Source organism: Flavobacterium aquidurense (assembly GCF_031458035.1).
Taxonomy (GTDB): Bacteria; Bacteroidota; Bacteroidia; order Flavobacteriales; family Flavobacteriaceae; genus Flavobacterium; species Flavobacterium aquidurense_C.
The window spans coordinates 307,647-333,854 of sequence record NZ_JAVDXR010000002.1 but is presented as its reverse complement, the minus strand read 5'-3'; the positions used below and the strand labels follow the sequence as shown (position 1 = coordinate 333,854).

Sequence of the window (26,208 nt, the reverse complement as noted above, 5' to 3'; positions counted from 1 at the left end):
TATGAAAAAATATATAGCCTTATTTTTCTTGGGAATATTCGCTTTTGGCTGCTCTGATCTTGAAGAAAAGCCAGTAGGAATTATTCGCCCTGACAACTTTTTTAACAATACAGATGACTTACAAGCCGCTGTAAATGGAGCTTTTGCTAATATTGCCCACAATAATTACTGGGGAAGAGAATTCACAATTGCTTTGATGCTTCGTGATGACATGGCCGATATTGGTGACAGAACCACACAAGCCGCCCGTATCGATGTAAATGACATGACCATGAATGATACCAACGCGCTTGTTGCTAACTTTTGGCCACAATCGTATATCATTATTACAGCTGCAAATCAGGCGATTGAAGGTGCTAAAAAAACGCCCGGAGATCCTGCAAAAGTAAACGCAATTGTAGCTCAGGCATATTTTGCACGAGCTTTTGCTTACTATCATTTAGTTCGAATTTTTGGAGATATTCCGTACGTCGATTTTGTTGTAAACGATGTTGCGCAGGTAAATTCTTTAAGCAAAACCAAAGAAGCTGAAGTTTACGCCAAAATCATTTCCGATTTAGAATTTGCAAAACAATGGCTGGAAGACAAACCAAAAGTAAAAGCGGTTCCGGGAAAAGGTACTGCTGCAGGTTATCTGGCTTCGGTTTATTTGACTTTAGGAAATTATCAAAAAGCTTATAATGAAGCAAAATATGTAATTACAAATGAGGCAAAATTTGGTTTAGGTTTAGATGCTGATTTTCAGGATTTATTCAACGCTACAAAAACAGCTGCTTTAAAAGAACCATTGTTTACTATTGACTTTAACAACTTGGTTTCTGGAAATTACGGTCAGGATTATACAGCGTTTTTTACAGGATCATTAAAAGATGACAGTTATAGCTATGGTCAGGGATTTTCTGTTGCAGTTCCTTCTCAAAAAGTATTTGATACATGGGACAAAAGAGATTACAGAAGAGCGGTAAGTTTTGATACTATCATCAGAAAGAAAACAGGACCAGGCGGAGCATTGCAGATTTATCCTTCAAGTGATAACGAAAAAGCACCTCGCCCACACATAGCCAAATATTACCGTTTTCCCGGAAAAGCTGGTGCTAACGGAAGAACTTCGCAACACAACTACATTACAATGCGTTATGCCGAAGTATTGCTGACTGCTGCTGAAGCTTTAAATGAAATCACTCCGGGAACTACTGAAGCTGATGGTTACGTAAACCGCGTGCGTGCAAGAGCAAGAAATAAAGCAGGTAAATTGGTTTCTTTCCCAGCGAATGTAACACCTGGACTTTCAAAAACTGATTTTAGAAAAATGGTAATTGATGAAAGAAGATTAGAACTGGCTTTTGAATATGTGAGATGGTATGACATCAAAAGATTGAAAAACGGACCGGAAGTTTTTGGTCCAAACGGTTTAGAACCACATGCGAATTTTGATCCGAACAAAGATTATTTATTCCCATTGCCTGGAACTGAATTAGCCATCAATCCTAATTTAAAACCTAACAATCCTGGTTATTAGATAAATTAAAAATTTAGAATTAAAAATTAAAAATTGTTGAAACCTGCAATTGTGCTAGATAGCAATACGTTTATTTTTTCTTGCAGATTTTATCCTCTTTTTTGTCATTTCGGCGGGGAGACTCGAGCGACAGCGAACAGACGAAGTAAATCTCCGCTAGTAACTCGACAAAGATTGGCTATTCGCATGCGGAGCTTCTCGTGAAGATTTCTCCTCCGTCGAAATGACAAACAATGTCAGATTTTTAATTTTTAATTCTCAATTTTTAATTTAAAACAAAAAATTAATTAGTAAGTATGAATAAAGTTAGTTCATTAGTAATTCTTGGGTTTGCACTGCTGATAACAGCGTGCAAATCTGAGATTTATTCCCAGACCAAAAAATCATCAACTTCAGAAAACCTTCTGGAGAAAAGATATAAAATGCTGCTTGATTATCCGGTTGATTCATTATCAATGCCACGCAGTATGTCCGTCAAAACCAATACTATAAAAAAAGTTCCTTCGAAAGACTGGACAAGCGGATTTTTTGTTGGAAACCTTTGGCAATTGTACCGATTGACAGGAAATGAAGCTTATAAAAATCAAGCCCACAAATGGACGCCTTTCAGCAAAAAGGAAAGTGTAAATAATAATTCGCATGACGTCGGGTTCAAAGTGTTTTGCAGTTTTGGAGAAGCTTTAAAAGTGGAAAACAAACAAGGATACAAAGACGTAATTATCAAAGGTGCCGAAACATTATGTACACGTTTTAATCCTAAAGTTGGTGCGATAAGATCGTGGGATTTCAACAAAGAAATTTGGGATTATCCAGTGATTATTGATAACATGATGAATTTAGAATTGCTTTTTGAAGCTTCAAAATTATCAGGAAATAAAAAGTATCAGGACATTGCGATTCAGCACGCCAATACGACTTTAAAAAATCAATTTAGAGCAGACAATAGTTGTTACCATGTGATTGATTATGACCCTACTACAGGAGCTGTCAGAAAGAAAACGACTTTACAGGGTTATAATGACGACTCGGTTTGGGCACGCGGACAAGGCTGGGCAGTTTACGGTTTTACCATGTCATACCGATACACCAAAGATCCTGCTTATTTAAAACAAGCCGAAGCAACTGCAAAGTTCTTCATCAACAACAAAAACCTCCCAAAAGACGGAATTCCATATTGGGATTTTAAAGATCCTGCGATTCCAAATTCGCCACGAGATGTTTCTGCGGCGACTGTGATGGCTTCAGCGTTATATGAATTGTACGGTTATACTAAAAACAACAGCTATTTGGCTTTCGCCGATAAAATAATCAAGTCTTTAAAGTCTAATCAATACATTTTGAGCGATGCTGTAAAAGCGCCTTTTATTTTAGATCACAGCACAGGAAACTGCCCAAAACACGACGAAATCGACGAACCAATAATCTATGCCGATTATTATTTTCTGGAAGCATTATTAAGAAAAAAAGCTTTATAATTCATGAAAAAACAATACCACAACTTTAAGCTTTTTTCTATCGCAGCATCCTTTATTGTTTTTCTTTTTGGCATCAATAGCAGTTTTGCCCAAAGCAATTCGGCAATGAGAACCAAAACAAACATCAATAATAATTGGTTGTATTTAGAAAATCATACTCCAAATCTTAATGAAGCTCAAAAAGCTCAAAATTGGAATAATATCACTTTACCTCACAGCTGGAACAGCGAAGATGCGACCGACTTAAATCCTGGTTACAGACGCGACGCAAGCTGGTATCAAAAAAAACTCAACATTGCTTCGATTGATAAAGAAAAACGTTATTTTTTATATTTTGAAGGATCAAACGTAACTACAAAAGTTTATGTAAATGGCAAAGAAGCCGGTAGGCATATTGGCGGTTATATTGGCTTTACAATCGATATTACGAATTTTATAAAAGAAGGAAACAACGATATTTTTGTACGCGTTGATAATAGTTACGACATCGAAATTATTCCGTCTCAAAAGAGCGATTTCTTTATTTATGGTGGCATTACAAGAGATGTCTGGCTGTTATCTCAATACAAAAATCGAATTGATAATTTAAAAATTACAACGCCACAGGTTTCTGCCAAAAGTGCTTCGGTACAAATTCTGGCTGCGACTATTTCTTCTGAAAATGCAAAAGATTTATCGTTAACAGTAACGCTTAAAAATCCGAAAGGGAAAAAAGTAGCCAGCAAAACGATTTCAGTTTCTGGTAAAACTTCGAATATTATATTCGAAAACATCAAAAATCCTGAATTGTGGGATACTGATAATCCAAATTTATATTCGGTTACCGCTGTTTTATCGGAGAGAAAACAAATCAAAGACAGTGTCAGTGAAAAAGTAGGTTTCAGATGGTTTGAGTTTAAAGATCACGGACCATTTTACCTTAACGGAAAAAGGTTGCTTATTCGCGGTACACATCGCCATGAAGAGCAAGCAGGCGTTGGCGCAGCAATGAGCAACGCACAGCATTGGGCAGATATGAAATCCATCAAAAAAATGGGTGCAAATTTTGTCCGTTTGGCGCATTATCCGCAAGATCCCGAAGTTTATAAAGCCTGTGATGAGTTGGGTTTATTGGTTTGGGATGAATTGCCATGGTGTCGCGGTGGAATTGGCGGTGAACTTTGGCAAACCAATACCAAAAATATGCTGACGGAAATCATCAGTCAAAATTACAATCACCCAAGTATCATTATTTGGTCGTTGGGGAATGAAATGAATTGGCTTCCGGATTTCCCTGACGGAGATAATACAACGAAAACGAATGTCTTTTTAACTGAATTGAATGACCTGGCGCACAAACTTGATCCAACCAGAAAAACAGCTATCAGAAAATATTATGAAGGTTCGCAAATTGTCGATGTCTTCTCCCCTTCTATTTGGTCTGGCTGGTATTCAGGAAGTTACAAAAGTTACCAAAAAGCAATTGACGTTTACAAAAAGGAATACAAACATTTCATTCACGCCGAATATGGTGGCGATAGTCATGTTGGGCGTCACAGCGAAAATCCGGTTACCGGCGAAGGTGTCATAAAAGCGGAAGGATGGGAAGAAGCAATTGTACAGACGAAAGTCGCAAATGTGGCTCAAATTGGCGATTGGAGTGAGAATTATATCGTCGATTTATTTGACTGGCATTTGCATATTTCTGAAAACGACCCAACATTTGTGGGCAACGTTCAATGGGCATTTAAGGATTTTGCAACACCGTTACGACCAGAAGATGATATTCCGTATATGAACCAAAAAGGACTTGTAGATAGAAACGGAGTTCCGAAAGATGCCTATTATGTTTTTAAAAGTTATTGGAGCAAAGAGCCGTTTACTTACATCGAATCACATACGTGGACAGAACGTCAGGGACCTGAAAATACGCCAAGAACCATGAGCGTTTTCAGTAATTGCGAGAAAGTTACCTTATATCATGAAGGAAAGTCATTGGGAGAAAAATTGAGAAATCTTTCGCTATATCCTGCAAATGGCTTAACTTGGGATGTTAATTTTAAAAAAGGAGATAATATTCTGATCGCGATTGGTAAAAATAAAGACGGAAAAACGGTTTCTGATACTTTGAAAGTAAACTATCGTTTTAACAAAAATGATGCGGCAACTTCTTTAAAATTAACTTCAGAAAAATTAAAAAACGGTAATTATCTGGTAACAGCAATTGCAATCGACAATAACAATTTACGATGCCTTGATTATGAAGAAAGTGTTTATTTTCAATGTTTGAAAGGTGGTAAAACACTAAAAAACCAAGGAACTCCAACCGGAAGTGAGTCGATAAAAATGGCAAACGGAAGAGCATCGATTGAAGTCATTCCGGATGGTTCGAATATGGCGATTGAAATGACAGCTTTGAATCAGAGTTTTAAGGGGGAATATTTAAAAATAATGTCACAAAGTCACTAAAGGCACAACGTTTTTATTATCATAATTTATTATTTCACGCAGATTTTAAAAAGATTTAAGCAGATATGCGCAGATTATTTATTACAACAAATTTTAATTAAAAAAATCTGCTTAAATCTGTAAAATCTGCGTGAAAAAAAAATATTTTAATCTTTTAATCTGTGGCAAAAAAAACTTTGTGCCTTAGCGTCTTTGTGGCAGAAAACTTAAAACATAAAACAAATACACATACCAATGAAAAAACTATTAACCGCATTCCTCTTAACCACATCTTTCTTTGGAATTGCACAAAACCTGATTTCAAACGTTTCAAACCGAAATACAACTTCGCTTAACGGGGTTTGGAATTACATTATTGATCCTTATGAAACAGGATATTACAGCTTTCACCATGATGAATATGATAAACAGGCAAAGCCCTCAAATGCAGCTTATTTCAATAATTACCATGCCGTAAACAAGCAGGAATTGGTCGAATATGATTTTGATAAATCGCCAAAAATAAATATTCCGGGTGATTGGACTTCGCAGGTTCCGGAACTGAAATATTATGAGGGAAATGTATGGTTTAAAAAGTCTTTCGATTATAATTTAAAAGCAGGAAAACGTCTTTTCGTTTATTTGGGAGCCATCAATTACAAAGCAGATGTTTATCTGAACGGTAAAAAATTAGGAACTCATGTTGGCGGATTTACGCCATTTAATTATGAAGTTACTTCAATCGTAAAACCAAAGGACAATTATCTGGTTATTAAAGTAGATAACACACGTCATAAAGAAGATGTTCCGACCATTAACACCGATTGGTGGAATTACGGCGGAATCACACGTGATGTGACTTTGATTGAAGAAGAAGCTTCATTTATCGAAGATTATACCATTCAGCTTAAAAAGAATAATGCAGCATTGATTTCAGGTTTTGTAAAAATCAATACTCCTGACGCTTCGCAAAGTGATGTAATCATTACTATTCCTGAATTAAAAATCAATTACAAAGGAAAAGTTGGAGCTGACGGAATTTTAAACTTCGAAATTCCGGCCAAAAAAATCTCGTATTGGTCACCTGAAAATCCGAAATTATATGATTTAACAATTGACTTTAACGGACAAAAATTAAAAGATAATATTGGTTTCAGAACAATCGAAACTAAAGAAGATAAAATTTTATTAAACGGAAAACCAATCTTTTTAAGAGGAATCTCAATCCACGAAGAAAATGCGAAAGGCGGAAGAGCCAATTCGGAAGAAGATGCTTTGCGTTTGCTAAACTGGGCAAAAGAACTGGGTTGCAATTATGTTCGTCTGGCACATTATCCGCATAACGAAAACATTATCAGAACGGCCGATAAGCTGGGTTTAATGGTTTGGGAAGAAATTCCGGTGTACTGGACTGTAGAATTCACCAATAAAGACACTTATAAAAATGCCCAAGATCAATTGACAGCAGCCGTTACCCGAGATAAAAACAGGGCTTGTATAATTATCTGGTCGATGGCAAATGAAACGCCAATCTCGGATGCGAGAAATGCGTTCATCAAAAATCTGGTCGATCACACAAAAACTTTAGACAATACCAGATTGATTAGCGCAGCTTTATTAACGCAAAGCGGAAGTGACGGTTTTGGAACAATTAACGACGCCATCGGTGAATATCTGGATATTATTTCATTCAATCAATATTTAGGCTGGTACGGCGGAAAACTTGAAGATGCGGAGAAAATCTTCTGGAAAACGAAATACAACAAACCGGTTATTGTGTCTGAATTTGGAGGAGATGCCAAACAAGGTTTACACGGAGAAAAAAATGAGCGCTGGACAGAAGAGTTTCAGGAATACCTGTACATTCAGAATTTAAAAATGATCGAAAAAATACCTCATCTTAGTGGTTTGAGCCCATGGATTCTGGTTGATTTCAGATCGCCAAGAAGACTCCTTCCTGGCATTCAGGACGAGTACAACCGAAAGGGTTTAATTTCGAATGACGGCAATAAAAAGAAAGCATTTTACATCATGCAGAATTGGTATGCAAAAAAGGCAAAAGAATAGGAACTTTCTCTATAATATCATTTACTTTTGTGTGAATCAAAAAAATATTTATCCTATGAAAAAATTTAGTTTACTGGCAATTATCTTATTAGCTGCCATTTCAATGAATGCACAGGAAGTTAAATTTGCTCCGCTAGATGCAAGTCCGGCTGATATTGCTTATTTTCCAAGCAGATCAATTAAATTCAAAAAAACAGATACGCCGTCACAATTAATTAAAGTTATTTATTCAAGACCAGCCGTTAAAGGGCGTGTGATTTTTGGAGGATTAATTCCGTTTGGTGAAGTATGGAGAGTTGGTGCTAACGAAAATACAGAAATCAAATTCTATAAACCGGCTACTATAAATGGCGTTGCTGTACCTGCTGGATCGTACAGTTTATTTGCAATTCCGGAAAAAGACAAATGGACGATCATCATCAATAAAGAACTTGATATGTGGGGTTCATACGCTTATGACGAAAGCAAAGATTTGGTAAGAATTTCAGTTCCGGTTAAAACAGTTCCAACTCCAATCGAATTATTATCAATTGCTTTTACTGCAAAAGATGGGATCACAAATTTGGTTATTGGATGGGAAAAAACAACTGTTGATGTGCCAATTACGATTAAGTAATTTTTACTTTAAAATAATAAAAATGGCTATTCAGAATTTGAATAGCCATTTTTGTTTTATGCAATTACGTGAATAATATTATTTATGGTGTTCCCTACGGTCGTGCCGAGGCTTCGGGATCGGCTTTCTCTTTTATTCCGTTTCACTTCATAAAAGGATATCGCCTCTATACCTAACATAAAATTAGGCGGAGAGAAAAATAAGTTTTCAACAGAATAATATATCATCAAGCCGTTGCAACATTTGGTTCAATAATCTTATCCAAAGTAATTGGCAAATCTCGAACACGTTTTCCGGTGGCATTAAAAACCGCATTGGCAATTGCAGGCGCCATTCCGACCAAAGCAGTTTCACCAAGACCTTTTGTTCCCATTGGGTTACTGATTGGATCTTTTTTATTCACGAAAAATACTTCTTGTTTTTCAATATCTGCATTTACGGGAACATGATAATCGGCAAAATTATTGTTTATCGGACGTCCGAAACGATGATCGATTTCAAGTGATTCCATCAATCCCATTCCAATGCCGCCAACCGCTCCGCCGTACATTTGTCCCGCCGAAGTTTTTTGGTTGATTACAGTTCCAATATCCGCACAGGAAACCACATGCGCCAATCTGATTTTTCCTAAATTCGGATTCACCAACACTTTTACAAAATGAACAGAGAACGAATAAATCGAATATTTTTTAGCTTCCTCTGAAGCTTTAGATTCATTTTCAACTGCCAATTCTTCCAGCTTATTTTCGCTGAGCAATGATGTAACAGAAACGCTTTTATTACTGTCTTTTTTAGAAGTTACAGTACCATTGGCAAAAGCCAAATCATCAACAGGTATATTTTTGAAAGTATCCGTTTTGGCCGCAAGATCAATAACTTTCGTCACTAACAATTTACAAGCATCATTCACAGCCGACCCAACCGATGAAGTTGTTGCAGAACCGCCTTGCGTTGGTCCTTTTGGCAGCCCGCTTTTTCCCATTTCAATAATTACATTTTCTGTCGGTATTCCGGTTACATCGGCACCAATGGCTGTCATCATGGTTGCAGTTCCGGGACCCATATCGTTGACACTGCATTGGAGTACGAGATTCCCATCAGGCAAAAATTTTGCTTTTACCGTTGTCGGGCTTCTGTAACAGCCAAACGTTCCGGTTCCCATTCCGTAGCCTACCAACCAATCGCCTTCGCGAACACTTCCCGGTTTATTCTTGCGGTTTTTCCAACCAATACGCTCCATTCCTGCTTCGTAACATTCCATAAGGTATTTACTGCTCCAGGGTTTATTTTGTTCCAAATCTTTTTCGGCATAATTGCGTTTACGAAATTCAATCGGGTCCATATTTAATTTATACGCCAGTTCGTCCATCGCGCTTTCTAAGGCAAAAGAACCAGTTGCTTCACCCGGACCGCGCATCCAGATTGGTGAGCACGTATCCAAAGGAACAATTCTGTATCTTGTTGAAACATTGGCACAATCATAAATAAATCTTGACATATTTACGGTTCCTTCCATAAAATCCTCATAACTCGAAGTCATGGCAACGGCTTCATGTGTCAATCCTGTAAGTTTCCCTTCTTTGGTTGCGCCTAAACCCATTTTCTGAATCGTATAAGGTCTAAATCCAACATTGGTAAACATTTGTTCACGATGAAGCACTAACTTCACCGGACGATTTAATTTCTTTGCTCCAATTAAAGCCGCGATTTCGTACGGCCAGGTATGTAAACCCATTCCGAACGCGCCTCCCACATATTCAGAATGTACCGAAACATCCGCAGGCGGAACTCCAAACACATTTCCGATACTTCTGCGAGTTCCTTCAACACCCTGACTTTTGGTGTAGACCGTTGGTTTATTCCCTTCCCATTTGGCGATAATATTCGCCAGTTCCATTGGGTTGTGAACTTCTGTCGGAATTATATATTCTGTTTCTAAAACAACTTCGGCATTTTTATAACCATCCGGAGTACCGCGGTGATAATCATTACCTTTGTCAGTGTCTACTTTTTTTACTTTATCGGCAGCTTTTTGCAATTCTGTCGAATGTTCTTCTTTTACATATTCTGCCTTAATTAAACTTGCGGCATATTGCATTCGCTCAAAAGTATCGGCGATAACCAAAGCAATTGGCTGATCGTAATACAATATCGAATCATCTTTAAAAATTTGAAGCGGCTGACCAAAATTCTTTCGGTCTTTTGCTTTTTCATATCCGGCAGGTTTATCTACGTTGAGATGCGTTATTACAGCCAAAACTCCCGGAGCCCATTCTGCCGTTTTTGTATCGATGCTTTTAATTTTTCCTTTTGCAATCGTACTTCCAACCAAACAGGCGTAGGTAACTCCATCCGTTTTATATTCAGCCGAATACGTCGCACTTCCGGTCACTTTAGCAAATCCGTCAACTCTGTTTATATTACTTGTCTTGCTCATAATTCAAATTATTTAGATGCTGCTATAGTGAGTGCTTCCGTAATGGCGTTTGGTCCGAGAATTAATTTAAAATCATTGTCTCCATAACCTCTCGCGCCGTTCATGGCTAAATCTGCTGCTTGTCTGAATGTTGTTTCAGAAACGGGTTTTCCTTTCAGAAATTCCTCGGCTTCGGTCAATCTCCATGGTTTATGTGCCACACCGCCCATCGCAAGTCGGACATCATTTATGGTGTTATTTTGTATATCTAAACCAACTGCAACCGATATTAAGGCGAAAGCATAACTGCTTCGGTCACGAACTTTTAGATAGTGAACATTTTTAGTAAAATTATTATCCGGAATTTCTATCGAAGTAATAATTTCTTTGGGTTGTAAAGTATTGTCTTTTTCAGGTGTATTTCCTGGAAGGCGATGAAAATCTGTGAATTTAATTTCTCGTTTCCCTTTCGGACCTTCAACAAAAACTTTTGCGTCTAAAGCGGCAAGCGCCACACACATATCACTCGGATGAACGGCGATGCAACTATCTGAAGCTCCAAAAATGGCATGCATTCTGTTCGATCCTCCAATAGCTCCACAGCCACTTTTTGGGGTGCGTTTGTTGCAGGGCATATCGGTATTGTAAAAATAAGAGCAACGGGTACGCTGCAGCATATTTCCTCCAACCGTTGCCATATGTCTAATTTGTTGTGATGCTCCGGCAGTTAAAGCCATTGCCAACAAAGGATATTTTTCTTTTATGGATTTATCTTCGGCAACCTGACTGTTTTTTGCCAATGCGCCAATTGAAACTTTTCCGGTTAGAAATTCTATTTTTTTCAAGTCCAAGGCATTGATGTCGACCAATTTGTCCGGAGCGACAACATTTTTCTTCATTAAATCAACCAAATTGGTTCCGCCTGCGATAAACATGGCCGAATTTTCTTTGGCAATACTTTTTACCGCCGAACCCGCTGATAATGCTCTAATTATTTGGAAGTTTTTCATGACAGCATCCCTCCTTCCTTCACTTCGGTAATAGCATCGACGATATTGTGATAAGCACCACATCTGCAAATATTACCACTCATATATTCTTTGATTTCCTCGCGGCTGTTGGCATGTCCTTCCTTAATACAGGCAATTCCCGACATGATTTGTCCAGGCGTGCAGTATCCGCATTGAAAACCGTCATTTTTGATAAAAGCTTCCTGCATAGGGTGCAGTTTTTTTCCTTTTGAAAGTCCTTCAATTGTAGTGACTTGTGCATTTTGCTGCATTGACGCTAATGTCAGGCAAGACAAAATTCGTGTTCCATTCACATGAACGGTACAAGCGCCACATTGTCCGTGATCACAGCCTTTTTTGGTTCCTGTTAAATGCAATTGCTCACGAAGTAAATCTAACAAAGTGGTTCGTGGCTCTACATTGAGATTTTGTTTTACGCCATTTACTTCAATAGAAAGCGGAACCGTTTCAAGGTATTCGGCGATTTTTTCATCCCATTTATTTTCAGAGGCCATGACCAATGAAGGCGGTGCCAAAGCAAGAGCAGTAAATAGTCCCGATTTTTTTAGAAAGTCACGACGAGATGCTGTAGATTCATCGTCGGTTTCTTTATTTCTGGTAGATCTTTTGGCAGCCATACCTGGTATTTTTTAGATTAGAAAATATCAAAATGTTATTCCTAACAAATTTAACAATCCTACAGAATAATTGGTTATAAAATTCATACAAACTGATATTTTAATTTCGATAAAACGAAAAATAAGCCACGAATTCACGAATTTTTCTACATCTTAATAGACAATCATTCGTGAATTCATGGCTATTTTTTTTATGCTCTAACTTAACTTGAAATCTGAAACTTAAAAACTTGAAACAAATTCTAAAAACCTTAATTACATTTCAAAATTGTATTTTTACATTATCAACTAACAATTATGCCTCATTTGCCGACTATATATTTAGATAACAATGCCACTACCCGTCTTGATGAACGCGTTTTAGAGGCGATGCTTCCTTATTTTACAAATTCTTATGCGAATGCCAGCAGCGGACATTTAGCCGGATTGTCTGTTCAGGAAGCTATAGAAAATGCTGCCTGGCAAACTGCTAATTTAATTGGTGCTAATGAAGAAGAAATCATCTTTACTTCCGGAGCTACAGAATCTATTAATTTAGCGATTAAAGGTTTGGCTAACGAAACCAAAAAGCATATCGTGACGGTTGGCACAGAACACAAAGCCGTTCTTGAAACCTGTCGTTATATGGAGAGTATTGGCTTTGATGTTACATACTTACCAGTCAATTCTGCCGGAACTTTAGACACTAATCTTTTAAACGAAGTAATCACAAATAAAACACTGATTATCATTGTGATGATGACAAATAATGAGACTGGTGTAATACAAAATATTTTGGAAATTGGATCGATTGCCCAAGCTAAAAATATACTTTTTATGTGTGATGCTACACAGGCTGCAGGGAAGATTCCGATTGACGTAAAAAAAGTGGGAATTAATCTTTTAGCACTATCCGCTCATAAATTTTATGGCCCAAAAGGAGTTGGTGCATTATACGTTTCGGCGGAAGCCAAATTAAAATTAACGCCATTAGTTCATGGTGGCGGGCAACAGCGAAAATTCCGAAGCGGAACCTTAAATGTTCCTGGAATTATTGGTTTAGGTAAAGCCGCTGAAATTGCTGTTTTAGAAATGGATACGGATAAAAATAGAATTATAAAACTCAGAGATCAATTAGAAAAAGGTTTATTGCAAATTAAAGGTTCTTTTGTAAATGGAAACATCGAAAACCGAATTTATAATACTTCGAATATTTGTTTTCCGGGAGTGAATTCTGAGAAATTAATTCTGGCTTTGCAGAATATTTCAGTCTCTAATGGATCGTCATGTTCGTCTGTAACGACAGAACCTTCGCATGTGTTGAAAGCTTTAGGTTTATCTGATGACGAAGCTTTGAGTTCGATCCGTTTTAGTTTGGGAAGATTTACAACTGCTGAAGAAATTGAGGAGACAATCATACGAGTTTCGACTTTGGTAAAAGAATTGAAAGGGTAATTTTTTTTAATCACGCAGAGGTGCAGAGGCGCAAAGTTTTATTTCAATATTGGATTGAATAGCGTCCAGCTTTAGCTGGATGGAAATATAAATTCTGAAGAGAAGGCTTTAGCCAAACTAATGATAATTTGGCTAAAGCCTTTTTCCCCTTAAATCATATACCTCCAGCTAAAACTGGAGGCTATTCAAAAAAAATTGCGGTAAAAATTAGCTTCAACTTATAATCCAGAAAGGAGTTTATTGTAATCGTCTTCGGTATCAATATCAATGTTTCCTTTTTCAAATGGAACTGAAGTAGTATCTTCTAAAAATCGGTGAATAATTTTTTTTGCACCTTCCTGTCCTTTTAATTCTAATAATGCTTTAAAATATTTTTTATCAAATAACACCGGTGTTCCCAAGGTTTCAGCATAAGAAGAAGCTAAAATTCCTTTTCCGGTTTTTTGATATTTAGTAATCAAATTTTCAAAAATAGCCGTCGTTACAAACGGTTGATCGCAAACAGTAAAAATGCATTTTTCGATTTCTGGAAATAAATACAAAAGCTTTGTTAATCCAGCATTGATTGAAGATGACATTCCTAATTCCCAATCGGAATTAAAAACTGTTTTCACCTCCGAATAAGAAATTTCTTTTTCTATTAATTCGTGATTTGAACCCGTTACAATAATAACAATTGCATCTTTCACTCCAGAGGCTTCTTCCAAAATATGCTCTAAAAGTGTTGAATTTTTATAAACCAACAATTGCTTTGGATGCCCTAATCTTGAAGAATTTCCTGCTGCTAAAATTATGATTCCGGTCATCGTTTTTGATTTAGAGGATTACATTCGAATTGTGTATTTTTTCTGTTTTGTATTTGAGAGAAGTTCCTTGTTTTCCTGTCATTACAGCTTTGATTTCGGCAATAATCGACAAAGCAATTTCTTCTGAAGTTTCAGCACCAATATCAAGTCCGATTGGCCCATAAATACGATCTAATTGTTCTTCGCTTAAAATTATTCCGTCGGAGGCTAAATCGTCAAGCATACGGTTCAATTTTGTTTTCGGACCCAGAATCCCGATATATTTGCAATTTGTCTTTAAAAGTGATTTTAAAACCGTTAAATCGTATTTGTAATCGTGCGTCATCAACACAAAATAAGTTTGATCATCAATAGAAATGTTTTCCAAAAAATGTTCTGATTTTACAACCTGTGTTTCTTTTGCTTCGGGAAAACGTTTTTTGGTTGAATGCGTTGCTCTTCCGTCACAAATTGTAACTTCCCAGCCCAATATATCAGCCATTTTTGTGAGTGGCTGAACATCATTTCCTGCTCCTGCAACAATCAATGCAACTACCGGCTCAATGTATTCTATTAAGATTTCGTTCTCGTTACTATCTTTTAATCGTTTTATGATTGTTGCTTTATTTGCCTCAACTTTTTTGGCTTCTTCAATATACTGAATCGCTATTTCGTTGTTGTATAAAGGCTGAGTATTTTGCCGATAAAACAATACAGTTCCAATTTGAATTGCATTTCTTTTTAGTGAAAAAATGGTTTGTATTACAGCTCCTGTTCGCTCTGTTTCTAATTGCTGCAAAAGTTGTATGGGATTATGAATTGCGTCGTCATTAATGTATTCAAAAAGAATATGAACGATTCCGTTACAACCTAATTGCAATCCAACTTCGCTGTCATTTTCATTAGTTGTATTGTAGGTAATTAATTTATTTTGCTGCTGATGAATAGAAAGAAGTGCTTTTCGTAAGGCGTCACCTTCTAAACAGCCCCCACTGATGGCGCCCGTAAGATTTCCATCTTCAGTAACAAGCATACGCGCACCCGGCTGACGATACGACGATCCTTCCACTTTTACAACAGTTGCCAGCGCGGTCTTTTTTCCTGCCTCCTTTGCTTGTGAATATGCTTTTAAGATTTCGCTGATTTCTTTCATAGTAAATAATCCTTCTAAACAAAAATAACGGTTTTATGATTTACAGCTTTACATTTTATCAAAAGATTATTTCATTTTCCAATTCTACTATTAGATTTTTTTAACATTCTCATAATCAATTATTCTTTTGACTTCTATGATTTATATGATGAAGTTTTGTAATTTTATTAAAGCAAGATTATTTAATACCTAACTTAAAAATAAATAATATGGGAAAATTTGCACTTACAAAAAGAGCTAACGGAGAATTTCAATTCAACTTAAAAGCCGGAAATGGCCAAACTATTTTATCGAGTGAAGGTTACACCACAAAAGCGGCCTGCATTAACGGAATTGAATCTGTAAAAATCAATTCACAGGACGATAATAAATTTGACAAAAAAGAATCCAGTAACGGAAAACCATATTTTACTCTAAAAGCAAGCAATGGTCAGATTATCGGCTCCAGCGAAATGTATGAAAGTACTTCTGCCAGAGATAACGGAATTGAATCTGTAAAAACAAATGCTCCCGAAGCAACCATAGACGATCAAACGGTGTAAAGCTATTTTATTATAAAAATGAAAAAGGCTGTTTCTTAATTGAAACAGCCTTTTCGGTATTATTTTATTCTCATTTTACTTCTAAAACATATATAATTTTAATATTTTATTGAATTGCCTCCTGCTTTAGCTGGAGGTTTACAAAGTCAAATTAATAGGCTATAGCCAAATATGAGTTTGGCTAAAGCCTGTTTTTATACCATTACAAATACCTCAAGCTGAAGCAGGAGGCTATTCAAAATATAAAAGGCTGTTCCTTTTTACGAAACAGCCCTTTATATTTTTTTTAAAAGCAAATTTTAAACTACTTTATTGAATCGATTCCTGCATGTGTTGGCGTTACCTGTTTAATCGTTCCATCAGCATTGAATTCTAATTTGTCAATACAAACTTCACGGTGAAAACCGCCCGCGCGACCCATTTTTATTCCGGTTGGATATGAAAATCTATGATACACGATATACCATTCGTCTTTATTTGGAATTTGTAAAACCGAATTGTGTCCCGTTGCATATATTCCCTGCTCCTGAATTCCCTGAATTACAATATTATTCGCCGGAATTTCGATTGGACCTAAAGGCGATTTTGAAGTTCCGTATCTTACTTTGTAATTCGGACTTCTGGTATCATCTTCACTCCACATAAAATAGTAAGTGCCCTTTCTGTAAATCACATAAGTTCCTTCGCGAAACGTTTTATCCACCTGAATGGTTTTAATGTTTTCCGGTTTAATTGAAATCATATCGGCATTTAATTCGGCTACAGCCATAAAACCATTCCCCCAATACAAATAAGTTTTCCCTGATTTTGGGTCTGTAAAAACGTCCGGATCAATAACCTGACCGCCTTTTACACCTTCTGGTTTGATGCTTACCAAAGCTTTTCCACTATCAATAAAAGGCCCAGTCGGATTATCTGAAACTGCCACACCAACTTTTTGAGCTGCCGTGAAATAATAGAAATACTTATATTTTCCTTTAATTTTTTTCTCAACAATGCAAGGTGCCCATGCGTTTCTATCGGCCCAGCTTACATCTTTTGGAAGGTCTAAAATAACACCATCGTCTTTCCAGTCTACTAAATTATCAGAAGAAAATGTTTTAAAATAAGTTCCTGACCAACTATCAAAACCATCACTTGTTGGGTAGATGTAATACTTTTTTGTTTTGTTGGAATATAAAATATCCGGATCGGCGAAGTAACCTTCTAAAGCCGGATTATTATTTATTTTTGGAAAATTTGCCGGCATTCCCCATTTGGCAATTATCCTTTTCAATTCAGAACGCGTAATTGGTAAAATAGTTCCGTGACGCGGTTTAAAATCCATTGAAATATCGCTGTCAATTACAGTGAAATTTTCTAAATCTTTACTTTTCGTAAACTGATATCTACCTTTCGTATAAACGTCATACATCAAAATATAATCGTCCGAATTGTTTAGTTTGAAAACACTCGAACCTTCCACTTTATCAGTAGTTTGCTGTAGATAATTATCATTTTCTGTCCAGTTTCCAGAAGTTAAATCGGTTGTTGTTGCCACTTTAATTCCGGCTTTCTCCGATTCTGTTTTATAAAAAAGATGATACAATCCGTCTTTTTCAATGATGTCCCCGTCGATACAAGATTTCTGTGATTTTGGAACAAACAATAACTTCGGAACACCTTCTAAAGCTGTAAAATCCTGATTGGCATAAGCGTAATAAATTTTATCCGAACCATCGCCATGTTTCATACTGAAATAAATTAGATACTTTCCCGCTTTTGCATCATAAATCGTTTGTGGGGCCCAAACACGTTTTAGATTTTCATTTCCAGGGAAAGAAGTCTGAATGTTTACAATACTACTTTTCCAATTTACTAAATCAATACTTTTTAATAAAACCATCGCACGGTTACTGTCCCAGCCTTTTGATGAAGTCATATCTGTCAAAACCATGTAAAAAGTTTTGCCGTCATGTCCACGTAAAATATGCGGATCACGAACTCCACCAGTCGAACTAATTACTTTACTGTCAATAACAGGCTGATTATTATTCAGATTAAAATAGTGATAACCATCAGCACTAATGGCAAATCGCACTGCTTCCTGTTCCACCGTGTTTCCGGTGAAATAAACAAATAAATAAGCGGTTAAATCTTTCTCCGCAATTACTGGCGGACCAGCTTTTGGAGTATCCTGAGCTTGTAAAAAATTAAAAATTACTAAAAATAATATAAGGCTAAAATGTCTTTTTTTCATTTCTTTTTTGGTTTATTATTCCGCGGTTTATTTGGTTTTAATACGAATTACAGTAAAGGAATACGGAGGTAATTCTTTTGAAAAAGCCTCTTTAACCGCTATTTTTTGAGTTACAGGTCTGGCAGTTGTATTCGAAGGCGTTCCTGAGAATGAAGTATAACTTGCTATTTCTGCTGAAGAAAAATTAACTGCATCAATGGCAGGCGTTACCGCAACGGGAAGCATGTTCACCAATTTTACAATCAAATCTCCCGAAGCACTATCCTGAACTGCCGAAACGCCAATTCTTTTGCTTACTTCGTTATTTGCATCTGATAATTTTACAGTACTTTCAATATAAACATCACCCGGATTTTGTCCGTAAAGCTGTTGTACAAAATAATTGACAGTTGGTTTAACTTCATTTCCTGTAAAATAAATCAAATCTGGATTCCATTGCGTATGTTTTTCACGAGCCAATAACGGCGCATACGATGCCATTGTAACCACATCTGCATTACGTTCAATTCCTGTCAGGTATAAAGCCTCTGCTAAAGCATTGTAAAATTTATTGCCGCGAGAAGCGTATTCTCCTAAATATACTTTAGATTTTGAGCGGTCATAACTATCATAAAAATCCTGATTATTAATGAACCAACCCGGACTCTGATAATAATGTTCGTCTACGATTGGCAGCTTCAAATCATCGGCAATTGCCCATCCCTCAACATAATCTGTTCCTTCAAAAAATGGTCCGACAGTACCAATTACAATCATTTCAGGATATTTTTGCTGAACTGCCTTAACGATCATTCGGTAGCGTTCTTCAAAAACATCACTAATTAAATCTTCATTTCCAATTCCGATATATTTCAGATTAAATGGTTTTGGATGTCCTGCTTCGGCACGTTTTTTACCCCAAACGCTGGTTGTACTTCCGTTTGCATATTCAATTAAATCCAAAACATCCTGAACATACTCGTCCATTTGTTCCATCGGAATACCAAATTGCTGTCCTGCACCGCCATCAGAGGAATTTTGACATGGAACTCCCGCCGCTAAAACCGGAACCGGAATTGCGCCCATATCTTCGCAAAACTGAAAATATTCAAAATAACCCAATCCAAGCGATTGATGGTAATTCCAAATATTACGCATCGGAACTCTGCTTTCTAAAGGTCCAATAGTGTTTTTCCACTTATAAATATTATCAATTCCGTCACCATGTGCAACACAGCCACCCGGAAAACGTACGAATTTAGGATGCAAATCTGCGATGGTTTCAGCCAAATCAGCACGCAGTCCGTTTTTATGTCCTTTAAAAGTTTTTTGAGGAAAAAGCGACACCATATCGACTGCGGTTTCTCCATCGGCAGTTATTTCCAAATGTGCATCTGTAACTGTTTTTGCCGATTTTAAAACTGCTGTTAATTTTTGCCATGAAGATGTTGGTTTTAAAACCGCTTCCGCTAAAGTTTCTCCGCCCGCCGTTTTTAATTTAACGGTGAACTTTCCTCCATTTGCAAAAACACTAAAATCGTATTTTTCATTGGCTTGAAGCGCAATTCCATCAAAACCTGAATTACTGACACTGCTTTTTGTAATTACAGCGTAATTCGGGTTATTTGGGTGAATCGGATTTTCTTTTTCAATTTTAAAATCACCGCTCCACGCCATAGTAGCATTCCACTTTTCGTCTCTTCCTTTTTTGTCGCTAAGGTCATATTCGAAATCACGATTTTGGATTAATTCTGCATACAAGCCACCATCAGCAGCATAATTGATATCTTCAAAAAAAACGCCTGTAAGCATGTTACTGATCTTTTTTGACTGTTGCTTGTTGATGCTAATTTGAGCCGTAACTGGTTTTAAACCAACAAACATCAGACTGTCACTTTTAGGAGAAGTATTATCTTCCTTGTCTCTGAATTTTGCCGATTCCATTGCTTTTGTCATCGCTTCGACCAAACTCCAGTCGACTTCAGTAATTGTCCCTTTTTCAGTTTGGCCTTGAAGTGTTATCTCGCTGAAATGTGGTGCTTCGTTTGTATCAATTATTGTTGGAGAATAATTTTTAAATTCTTTGGTAGAACAGCTATAATTTGCATTTTCAACTGTCCAATGAATGACATATTGACCTTCTTTTTTATCGACTTTTATGTTTTGGATAACCGCTTTTTTATCGTCTTTTTTAGACACATTTTTCATTGCCTCAATATAATGCTGCCTTCCCCAATTAATCAAATCCTTGCTTGATGCGTGTGCAAAAACATCATCTTTAACTCCCCAAAAACAATGAAAAACACCAGCATCATCTTTAAAGAAAAAAGTGTCAGACATGCTTTTTCCGGTTGGTCCCCAGCTTCCATAATCTGACTTTAGAAAAGAATATTCCGGACCAATTCCAAACCAGTTTTTCTGATCATTGCTCCAGGCAAAATGAAGTCCGTTTTTGCCGTTATTTTTTGAGGTTGAATACGCAAACAGATACACTTTATTTGGTTTTTCGACAGCTAATTTTGTTCGAAATCCAAACAAAATAAATGCAGCCATAAAAACTGACAGTAACTTTAAAACGTTATTCTGAAAAAACTTCTGCATTATCTTTTGCTTTTTAACTGATATAAAATAGAACTATGAGGTTTTAAATCTGCAGAAATTGCTTTTGCCGAAACTTTCGATTTTTCACCAGTCCACATATTTAAAACTTCGGTACTTCCTGAAATTCCAAGATCTGAAAGATTCACCGAAACATTTTCTAAAGCGTTATCTGAGATATTAAACAAAGCCAGATAAATACTGCCGTCTTTAGGATTTTTTGATGTTACCGCAATCTTTCCATCTTTCTGAAAAAGCTGTTTTACATCAGTACTTTCATTGTGCATTTTAACCACATCTTTGTTCGTCAATAATGAAAGTGTAAAAGCATCATTGCTTGGTAAATCTCCACCAAAAAACAGCGGCGATTTAAAAATAGTAAAGAAGGTAATCAAGGTATATTGCTCGTCTTTTGTCAAACGCGTCATGCGGTCATTACCACGCTCTCCCCTAACCGAAATACGCCCTAGCGGAATCATATCACAATCCGGCCATGTTCCCGGAGCAATATACGGATACCATTTTTCACTCACTTTCATCAAATGTGTAATGTGTGGCCACGTGTCCCAAACGTCGTCAACCATTCTCCACATATTGGCATGTTCTTTTACGTGAGCAGCTGCCGTGATTGGTGTTTCTCCCGGCGAAGTACTCAAAACAATCTTGCGTCCACATTTGTCAATCGCATTTCGAATCAGGTTGATTTCTCCTTCATGATAAGGTCTTGACAAATCATCAATTTTGATAAAGTCTACACCCCATTGCGCATAAAGTTCGAAGATCGAATCATAATATTCCTGCGCTCCGGCTTTATCCGCAAGAACGGTATAATTGTCTTTTAGCCATTCACATTGCAAAGCTGTGGTAAAAATTTGATCGGCTGTTATTCCGTTTGTGCCTTTAATTGGCATTTTTTCTTCAACAGCTTTTTTCGGAATTCCACGCATAATATGAATTCCGAATTTCAATCCTTGTTTATGAATATAATCTGCTAAAGGTTTAAAACCCTGTCCGTCTTTCGCGGAAGGAAATCGGTTTACTGCCGGCTGATATCTTCCATATTTATCAATGACATAACGAGGATCTTTTTGGTTGTATCCTCCTGCTTTATCATTTTCAACAAACCATCTGATATCAACAACGATATATTCCCAACCGAATTTTTTTAGGTTTTTTGCCATGTAATCGCTGTTGGCTTTTACTTCGTGCTCTTCTACTGTCGGTCCGTAACAATCCCAGCTGTTCCAACCCATTGGCGGCGTTTGCGCCCATTGTTTGAACTCACCTTTTTTAAATACTTTGGTTTGAGCTGATGACACAGTCGACATCAAAATAACTCCGGTAATCAGAGAAACTATATTTTTAATTTTCATTTTGTTGTAATTTAAAATAAAAAGAATAATTCATTGTGGATGATTATCTAACACATAGAAACATAGATTTTCCTATCCTAAAAAAGGCGTTTCACTTATTTGAAAACACATAGCAACTATGTGTGAAAATCTAGATTTTTTAAAAACATCTTTTTTAAAACTTAAAACCTATGTTTCTATGTGTTTAATTAGACAATACACTTAATAATTTCATAGTTAAAGATTGCCTATTTTACAGTAACAGTAACCTCTACAGGTTTTAACCATTGACTTGAAAAAGTAACTTTTATAGGTTCTGACGATTCTCCGGTTGATTGAATATAAGCAGCAATATGCCCGTGAAAAACTCTCTGAATATTGTCTGTGTAATCTGTCATGTCGCTGTTATTTCCAGCTTCAAGTCCCAATAATGTTCCAGGACCGCTTATGGTACAAGTCACTTCATTGTCTGAAAGCATTACCGGAAATCCGTTTTGATCTTTAACCTGAACCATTATTTTAGCCACACCTTTTTCTTTTGCAACTGTGATGTTTGTATCAGCAATTGTCAATTCAGCAGGCTGTTGTGATGAAGTTATCGCATATTTGCTTACTTCTTTATTGTCATTATCTAAACCAATAACTTCCAGTTTTCCTGAAGTGAAAGGAATATCCCAATACATAATTCCCGTTTTTTCGTCGTATGCTTTTACGTCGCCAACAATTTTTCCGTTCAATTCTAGACGTGCTTTTGCAGCATTGGTGTAACAAACCACTCGGATTTTTTGCCCGTCAGCATAATTCCAGATGGCCCACGCATCTTTCGAAACATCTTTATCTTTTATTAATGGATACGTTCCAATGTACGCCATCGGTTTATCAGACCATAAAGACTGACGGAAATATCCTCTAGGTTTAATCACTCCTGCAAAATCGACCAAACCAGAGTAAAATCCTCTTGAAGGCCATCTTCCTGATTCACCCAAATAATCAATACCTGTCCAAAGGAATTGCCCGAAAATATGTTTGTTGTTTTTTACAGCAAGCCAAGGCTCCATATCATGTGTATTTTCACTTCCAAAAATAACTCTGTTTGGATATTTTTTATGATCTGATTGGTATTTGCTTTCAGTATAATTGTATCCTGTAATATCTAATGCGCCCGGATATTCCGTTTCGTTAGACATTGCAACACCAGCTAATCCAGCAGTTGTTGGGCGGGATTTGTCGTATTTTTTAACGGCTGCAACCAAACGTTTTGCAATTGCTCCAAGACGCATAGCATCTGGCGCATCTTTTTTGTAACCACCGTACGCTGCTTGTCCAAAACCATCTTTTCCTTTATCCAGAACCGGATGAGAATACGGATCATTAGGATAATCTACCTCATTACCAATACTCCACGCAAAAACCGAAAGGTGATTTCTGTCACGACGTACAAAATCTTCAAGGTCTTTTTCGGCATAATCAGCAAAAATATCAAACGTTCCTTCAAATCCCGGAGTTCCGTAATTCCAGCCTTCCAGCCATTTACGTTTTGGGAATTCCCATTCATCATAAGCTTCGTTTAAAACCAATATTCCCAATTCATCACAAAGCTCATAAAATACCGGCGCCTGCGGATTATGACTGGTACGGATGGCATTTACACCAATTTCTTTTAATGTTTTAAGTCTCGTTTCCCAAACTTCGCGCGGCACTGCAGCACCTAAAACACCCGCATCATGATGTAAACAAACCCCTTTCATTTTCATCCAATTCCCGTTAAGGGCAAAACCATTGTTTGAGTCAAAAGTGAAATTTCTAAAACCTGTTTTTGTAACCGTCTGATCGATTTGTTTTCCGTTTTGCAGGACAGTTGTTTTAAGCTGATATAAATTCGGATTCTCTAAATCCCACAATTGTGGATTTTTAACCGTTATTTTTGCTGATATTTTTGCTGTTTGATTGCCTGCAACATCAATTTTATTAGAAGTTTTTGCAACCGTTTTTCCGTCTTTTGAAAGTAATTCGTTCACAACGGTCAAACTTGATTTTGATGCCGAACCATTTTCTACATCAACTTCAACATTCAAAATTCCAGTTCCTTTACTCACTTCCGGATACGCATAAACGCCCCATTGCGCAATGTGAACCGCATTGGCATACACAACCCAGACATTTCTATAAATTCCTGAACCGGAATACCATCTTGAATCAGCACTCTGACTGTGATCAACGCGAACTGAAATTGTATTTTCAGCACCGTATTTCACATACGGAGTTGCATCATAAGCAAAAGAAATATAGCCGTTTGGACGTTTTCCTAAAGAATGTCCGTTGATGAAAACCTCGCTTCTGTTGTAAACGCCTTCAAAATATAAATAGACTTTTTCGCCCGTTTTGTTTTGAGGAACATTGATTGATTTTCTGTACCACGCAATTCCGCCCGGTAAATATCCCTGACAGCTTGCCAAGGTCGGACTTAGTTGTCCTTTTACACTCCAGTCATGCGGAACATTTACGGTTTGCCACTTGCTATCGTCGAAAGTAGTGTTTTTAGCATCGGAAACATCCTGAAGATTGAATTTCCAGTTGTCATTAATTTTTTTCGAATCTCCAAAAGATATCTGGCTGAACGCCGATAAACAGGAGAAAATAAAGATTGGTAAGAAGATTTTTTTGGTTATCACTATAGTTAGTTTTGTGGTTATATTTTTATTCGTGTAAAAAATACAATTATAAACCAAATTTATAGATAATCCGTAAAAAACCTACCAGTTAATTATCATTTTAATCAACAAGAGTTTAGAAAAAAGTTAAAATAGAAATAAAATCAGTGACCGAAGCTTTCTTCACACTTTGAAAACTCGATTATTAATTGAAAACAAAAGCTAAAAACTTACGATCCCGCAATCATATTTTGAATTCTTTCAATAGAAATTTCAGGATTAGCTCCGGGCGCTTCGGCAACCAAAGCCCCTACCGCACAAGCAAAATCAATAGCACTTTGAGGTTCTTTGCCTGTTAATAATGAAGTGATCAAAGCTGCCAAAAACGAATCGCCTGCGCCAACGGTATCGGCAACTTTTATTGGATAACCTTCATTTTCGTAAAGCTGTCCTTTCCAAAATAATAAAGCGCCGTCTTTACCTCTCGTCACACAAATTGCGGTCGTTTTTGTTTTTTCAGCGATGAAGTGAATATTCTCTTCAAGACCAGTAAAAGGCGATTCCAAAGCCGAAGCAATTTCGATTATTTCGTCATCATTGAATTTGATAAAATCAGCCGATTGCATGAGTTTTTCGAGAATTTCATACGTATAATGAGGCTTTCTTAAATTGACATCAAATACTTTATAAACATTGGCCTGCAACAATTCTTCCAATGATTTTCGGGATACTTCATCGCGGCAAACCAAACTTCCATAGATTAAAACATCGGCATTGGCAACTAAATCATTAGCCAAATCATTCACCACAATTTTATCCCAGGCCGATGGATATTTGATTTCATAAGTAGCGGAACCTGTTTCGTTTAAAGTAACTTCAACCAATCCAGTCGGGAATTCCTCAGATTGCGTTATCGCTTCTGTATCAAGTCCTAATTGTTTTACGTGATTTATGATTGCTTCTCCATCACTATCTTTTCCAACACAGCTAATCATTGCCACATTGCAGCCCAAAGTTTTCATTCTTAAGGCAACATTTAATGGTGCACCACCAATCTTCTTTTTATCTGGAAAAATATCCCAGAGGACTTCTCCGTAGGCTACTGCTTTTAGGGGTTTATTGTTGTTCATTTTAGTTTTTTTAGAAGCTATTTCCAGCCATCCGCTTGTATCTTTCCCAGCTTAAAGAAAGCAGGCAAAGGATACCGCTTCTGTCTGGGCTAAGGCATCTGTTTTCAAAAGAAAATTAAATGCTGTTTTTTTTAATATGTTTTTCTAAATTCACGAAGTTCATACTTTCGCTAGCGC

17 protein-coding genes are annotated in these 26,208 nt (G+C 36.8%); 7 read left to right on the top strand and 10 right to left on the bottom strand.

The window, feature by feature from the left end; translation table 11 throughout:
- The first annotated feature begins 1 nt into the window (after window position 1).
- The 5 genes from J2X17_RS04595 (at window position 2) to J2X17_RS04575 (ending at window position 8,104) form a co-directional block, all read left to right on the top strand.
- Window positions 2–1,519 carry a RagB/SusD family nutrient uptake outer membrane protein gene (locus J2X17_RS04595; protein WP_310295140.1) on the top strand — a complete coding sequence of 506 codons (1,518 nt, stop codon included), beginning with the start codon at window positions 2–4 and terminating at the stop codon, window positions 1,517–1,519.
- A 296-nt stretch (window positions 1,520–1,815) separates the two neighbouring features.
- A complete protein-coding gene (locus J2X17_RS04590; RefSeq protein ID WP_310295138.1) occupies window positions 1,816–2,994 on the top strand; it encodes a glycoside hydrolase family 88 protein in 1,179 nt (392 codons plus the stop codon).
- A 3-nt stretch (window positions 2,995–2,997) separates the two neighbouring features.
- Window positions 2,998–5,442: a glycoside hydrolase family 2 protein gene (locus tag J2X17_RS04585; protein ID WP_310295137.1), complete on the top strand. Its 2,445-nt coding sequence runs from the start codon at window positions 2,998–3,000 to the stop codon at window positions 5,440–5,442.
- Between the two features lie 234 nt (window positions 5,443–5,676).
- Complete coding sequence (locus J2X17_RS04580; protein ID WP_310295136.1) at window positions 5,677–7,488, top strand: glycoside hydrolase family 2 protein; 1,812 nt, start codon at window positions 5,677–5,679, stop codon at window positions 7,486–7,488.
- Between the two features lie 55 nt (window positions 7,489–7,543).
- Window positions 7,544–8,104, top strand: coding sequence for a DUF2911 domain-containing protein (locus J2X17_RS04575; protein ID WP_310295134.1), 561 nt, complete (start codon window positions 7,544–7,546; stop codon window positions 8,102–8,104).
- A gap of 226 nt (window positions 8,105–8,330) precedes the next feature.
- Here the strand turns inward: J2X17_RS04575 and J2X17_RS04570 are convergent, their stop codons facing one another.
- The 3 genes from J2X17_RS04570 to J2X17_RS04560 are packed head-to-tail and all read right to left on the bottom strand — an operon-like array spanning window position 8,331 to window position 12,168.
- Window positions 8,331–10,541 carry a xanthine dehydrogenase family protein molybdopterin-binding subunit gene (locus tag J2X17_RS04570; protein WP_310295133.1) on the bottom strand — a complete coding sequence of 737 codons (2,211 nt, stop codon included), beginning with the start codon at window positions 10,539–10,541 and terminating at the stop codon, window positions 8,331–8,333.
- 8 nt (window positions 10,542–10,549) lie between these two features.
- Complete coding sequence (locus J2X17_RS04565; RefSeq protein WP_310295132.1) at window positions 10,550–11,530, bottom strand: FAD binding domain-containing protein; 981 nt, start codon at window positions 11,528–11,530, stop codon at window positions 10,550–10,552.
- Window positions 11,527–12,168 (bottom strand): 2Fe-2S iron-sulfur cluster-binding protein, encoded by a 642-nt coding sequence (locus J2X17_RS04560; protein WP_310295131.1) that lies wholly within the window; start codon window positions 12,166–12,168, stop codon window positions 11,527–11,529. The genes J2X17_RS04565 and J2X17_RS04560 overlap by 4 nt, the downstream gene beginning before the upstream one ends.
- Window positions 12,169–12,465: 297 nt before the next feature.
- Here J2X17_RS04560 and J2X17_RS04555 point away from each other — a divergent pair, with 297 nt between their 5' ends.
- Window positions 12,466–13,602 carry a cysteine desulfurase family protein gene (locus J2X17_RS04555; RefSeq protein ID WP_310295129.1) on the top strand — a complete coding sequence of 379 codons (1,137 nt, stop codon included), beginning with the start codon at window positions 12,466–12,468 and terminating at the stop codon, window positions 13,600–13,602.
- A 218-nt stretch (window positions 13,603–13,820) separates the two neighbouring features.
- Here the strand turns inward: J2X17_RS04555 and J2X17_RS04550 are convergent, their stop codons facing one another.
- Both J2X17_RS04550 and J2X17_RS04545 read right to left on the bottom strand, forming a co-directional pair.
- Window positions 13,821–14,408: a nucleotidyltransferase family protein gene (locus J2X17_RS04550; RefSeq protein ID WP_310295127.1), complete on the bottom strand. Its 588-nt coding sequence runs from the start codon at window positions 14,406–14,408 to the stop codon at window positions 13,821–13,823.
- Between the two features lie 10 nt (window positions 14,409–14,418).
- Complete coding sequence (locus tag J2X17_RS04545) at window positions 14,419–15,540, bottom strand: XdhC family protein (protein WP_310295126.1); 1,122 nt, start codon at window positions 15,538–15,540, stop codon at window positions 14,419–14,421.
- 209 nt (window positions 15,541–15,749) lie between these two features.
- Here J2X17_RS04545 and J2X17_RS04540 point away from each other — a divergent pair, with 209 nt between their 5' ends.
- Window positions 15,750–16,082 carry a YegP family protein gene (locus tag J2X17_RS04540; protein ID WP_310295124.1) on the top strand — a complete coding sequence of 111 codons (333 nt, stop codon included), beginning with the start codon at window positions 15,750–15,752 and terminating at the stop codon, window positions 16,080–16,082.
- 304 nt (window positions 16,083–16,386) lie between these two features.
- Here the strand turns inward: J2X17_RS04540 and J2X17_RS04535 are convergent, their stop codons facing one another.
- The 5 genes from J2X17_RS04535 to J2X17_RS04515 all read right to left on the bottom strand — a co-directional run bounded on the left by J2X17_RS04535 (window position 16,387) and on the right by J2X17_RS04515 (window position 26,031).
- On the bottom strand, window positions 16,387–18,321 hold the full coding sequence (locus tag J2X17_RS04535; RefSeq protein WP_310295123.1) for a glycoside hydrolase family 43 protein: 1,935 nt from the start codon (window positions 18,319–18,321) through the stop codon (window positions 16,387–16,389).
- A 27-nt stretch (window positions 18,322–18,348) separates the two neighbouring features.
- The gene (locus J2X17_RS04530; RefSeq protein ID WP_310295121.1) at window positions 18,349–20,901 is read right to left on the bottom strand and encodes an alpha-L-arabinofuranosidase C-terminal domain-containing protein; all 2,553 of its coding nucleotides are present in this window, start codon (window positions 20,899–20,901) and stop codon (window positions 18,349–18,351) included.
- On the bottom strand, window positions 20,901–22,271 hold the full coding sequence (locus J2X17_RS04525; RefSeq protein ID WP_310295119.1) for a glycoside hydrolase family 27 protein: 1,371 nt from the start codon (window positions 22,269–22,271) through the stop codon (window positions 20,901–20,903). Before J2X17_RS04525 ends, J2X17_RS04530 begins: the two co-directional genes overlap by 1 nt.
- A 227-nt stretch (window positions 22,272–22,498) precedes the next feature.
- Window positions 22,499–24,922 (bottom strand): glycoside hydrolase family 2 TIM barrel-domain containing protein, encoded by a 2,424-nt coding sequence (locus J2X17_RS04520; protein ID WP_310295117.1) that lies wholly within the window; start codon window positions 24,920–24,922, stop codon window positions 22,499–22,501.
- A gap of 209 nt (window positions 24,923–25,131) precedes the next feature.
- Window positions 25,132–26,031, bottom strand: coding sequence for a carbohydrate kinase family protein (locus tag J2X17_RS04515; RefSeq protein WP_310295115.1), 900 nt, complete (start codon window positions 26,029–26,031; stop codon window positions 25,132–25,134).
- Window positions 26,032–26,208 lie beyond the last annotated feature (177 nt).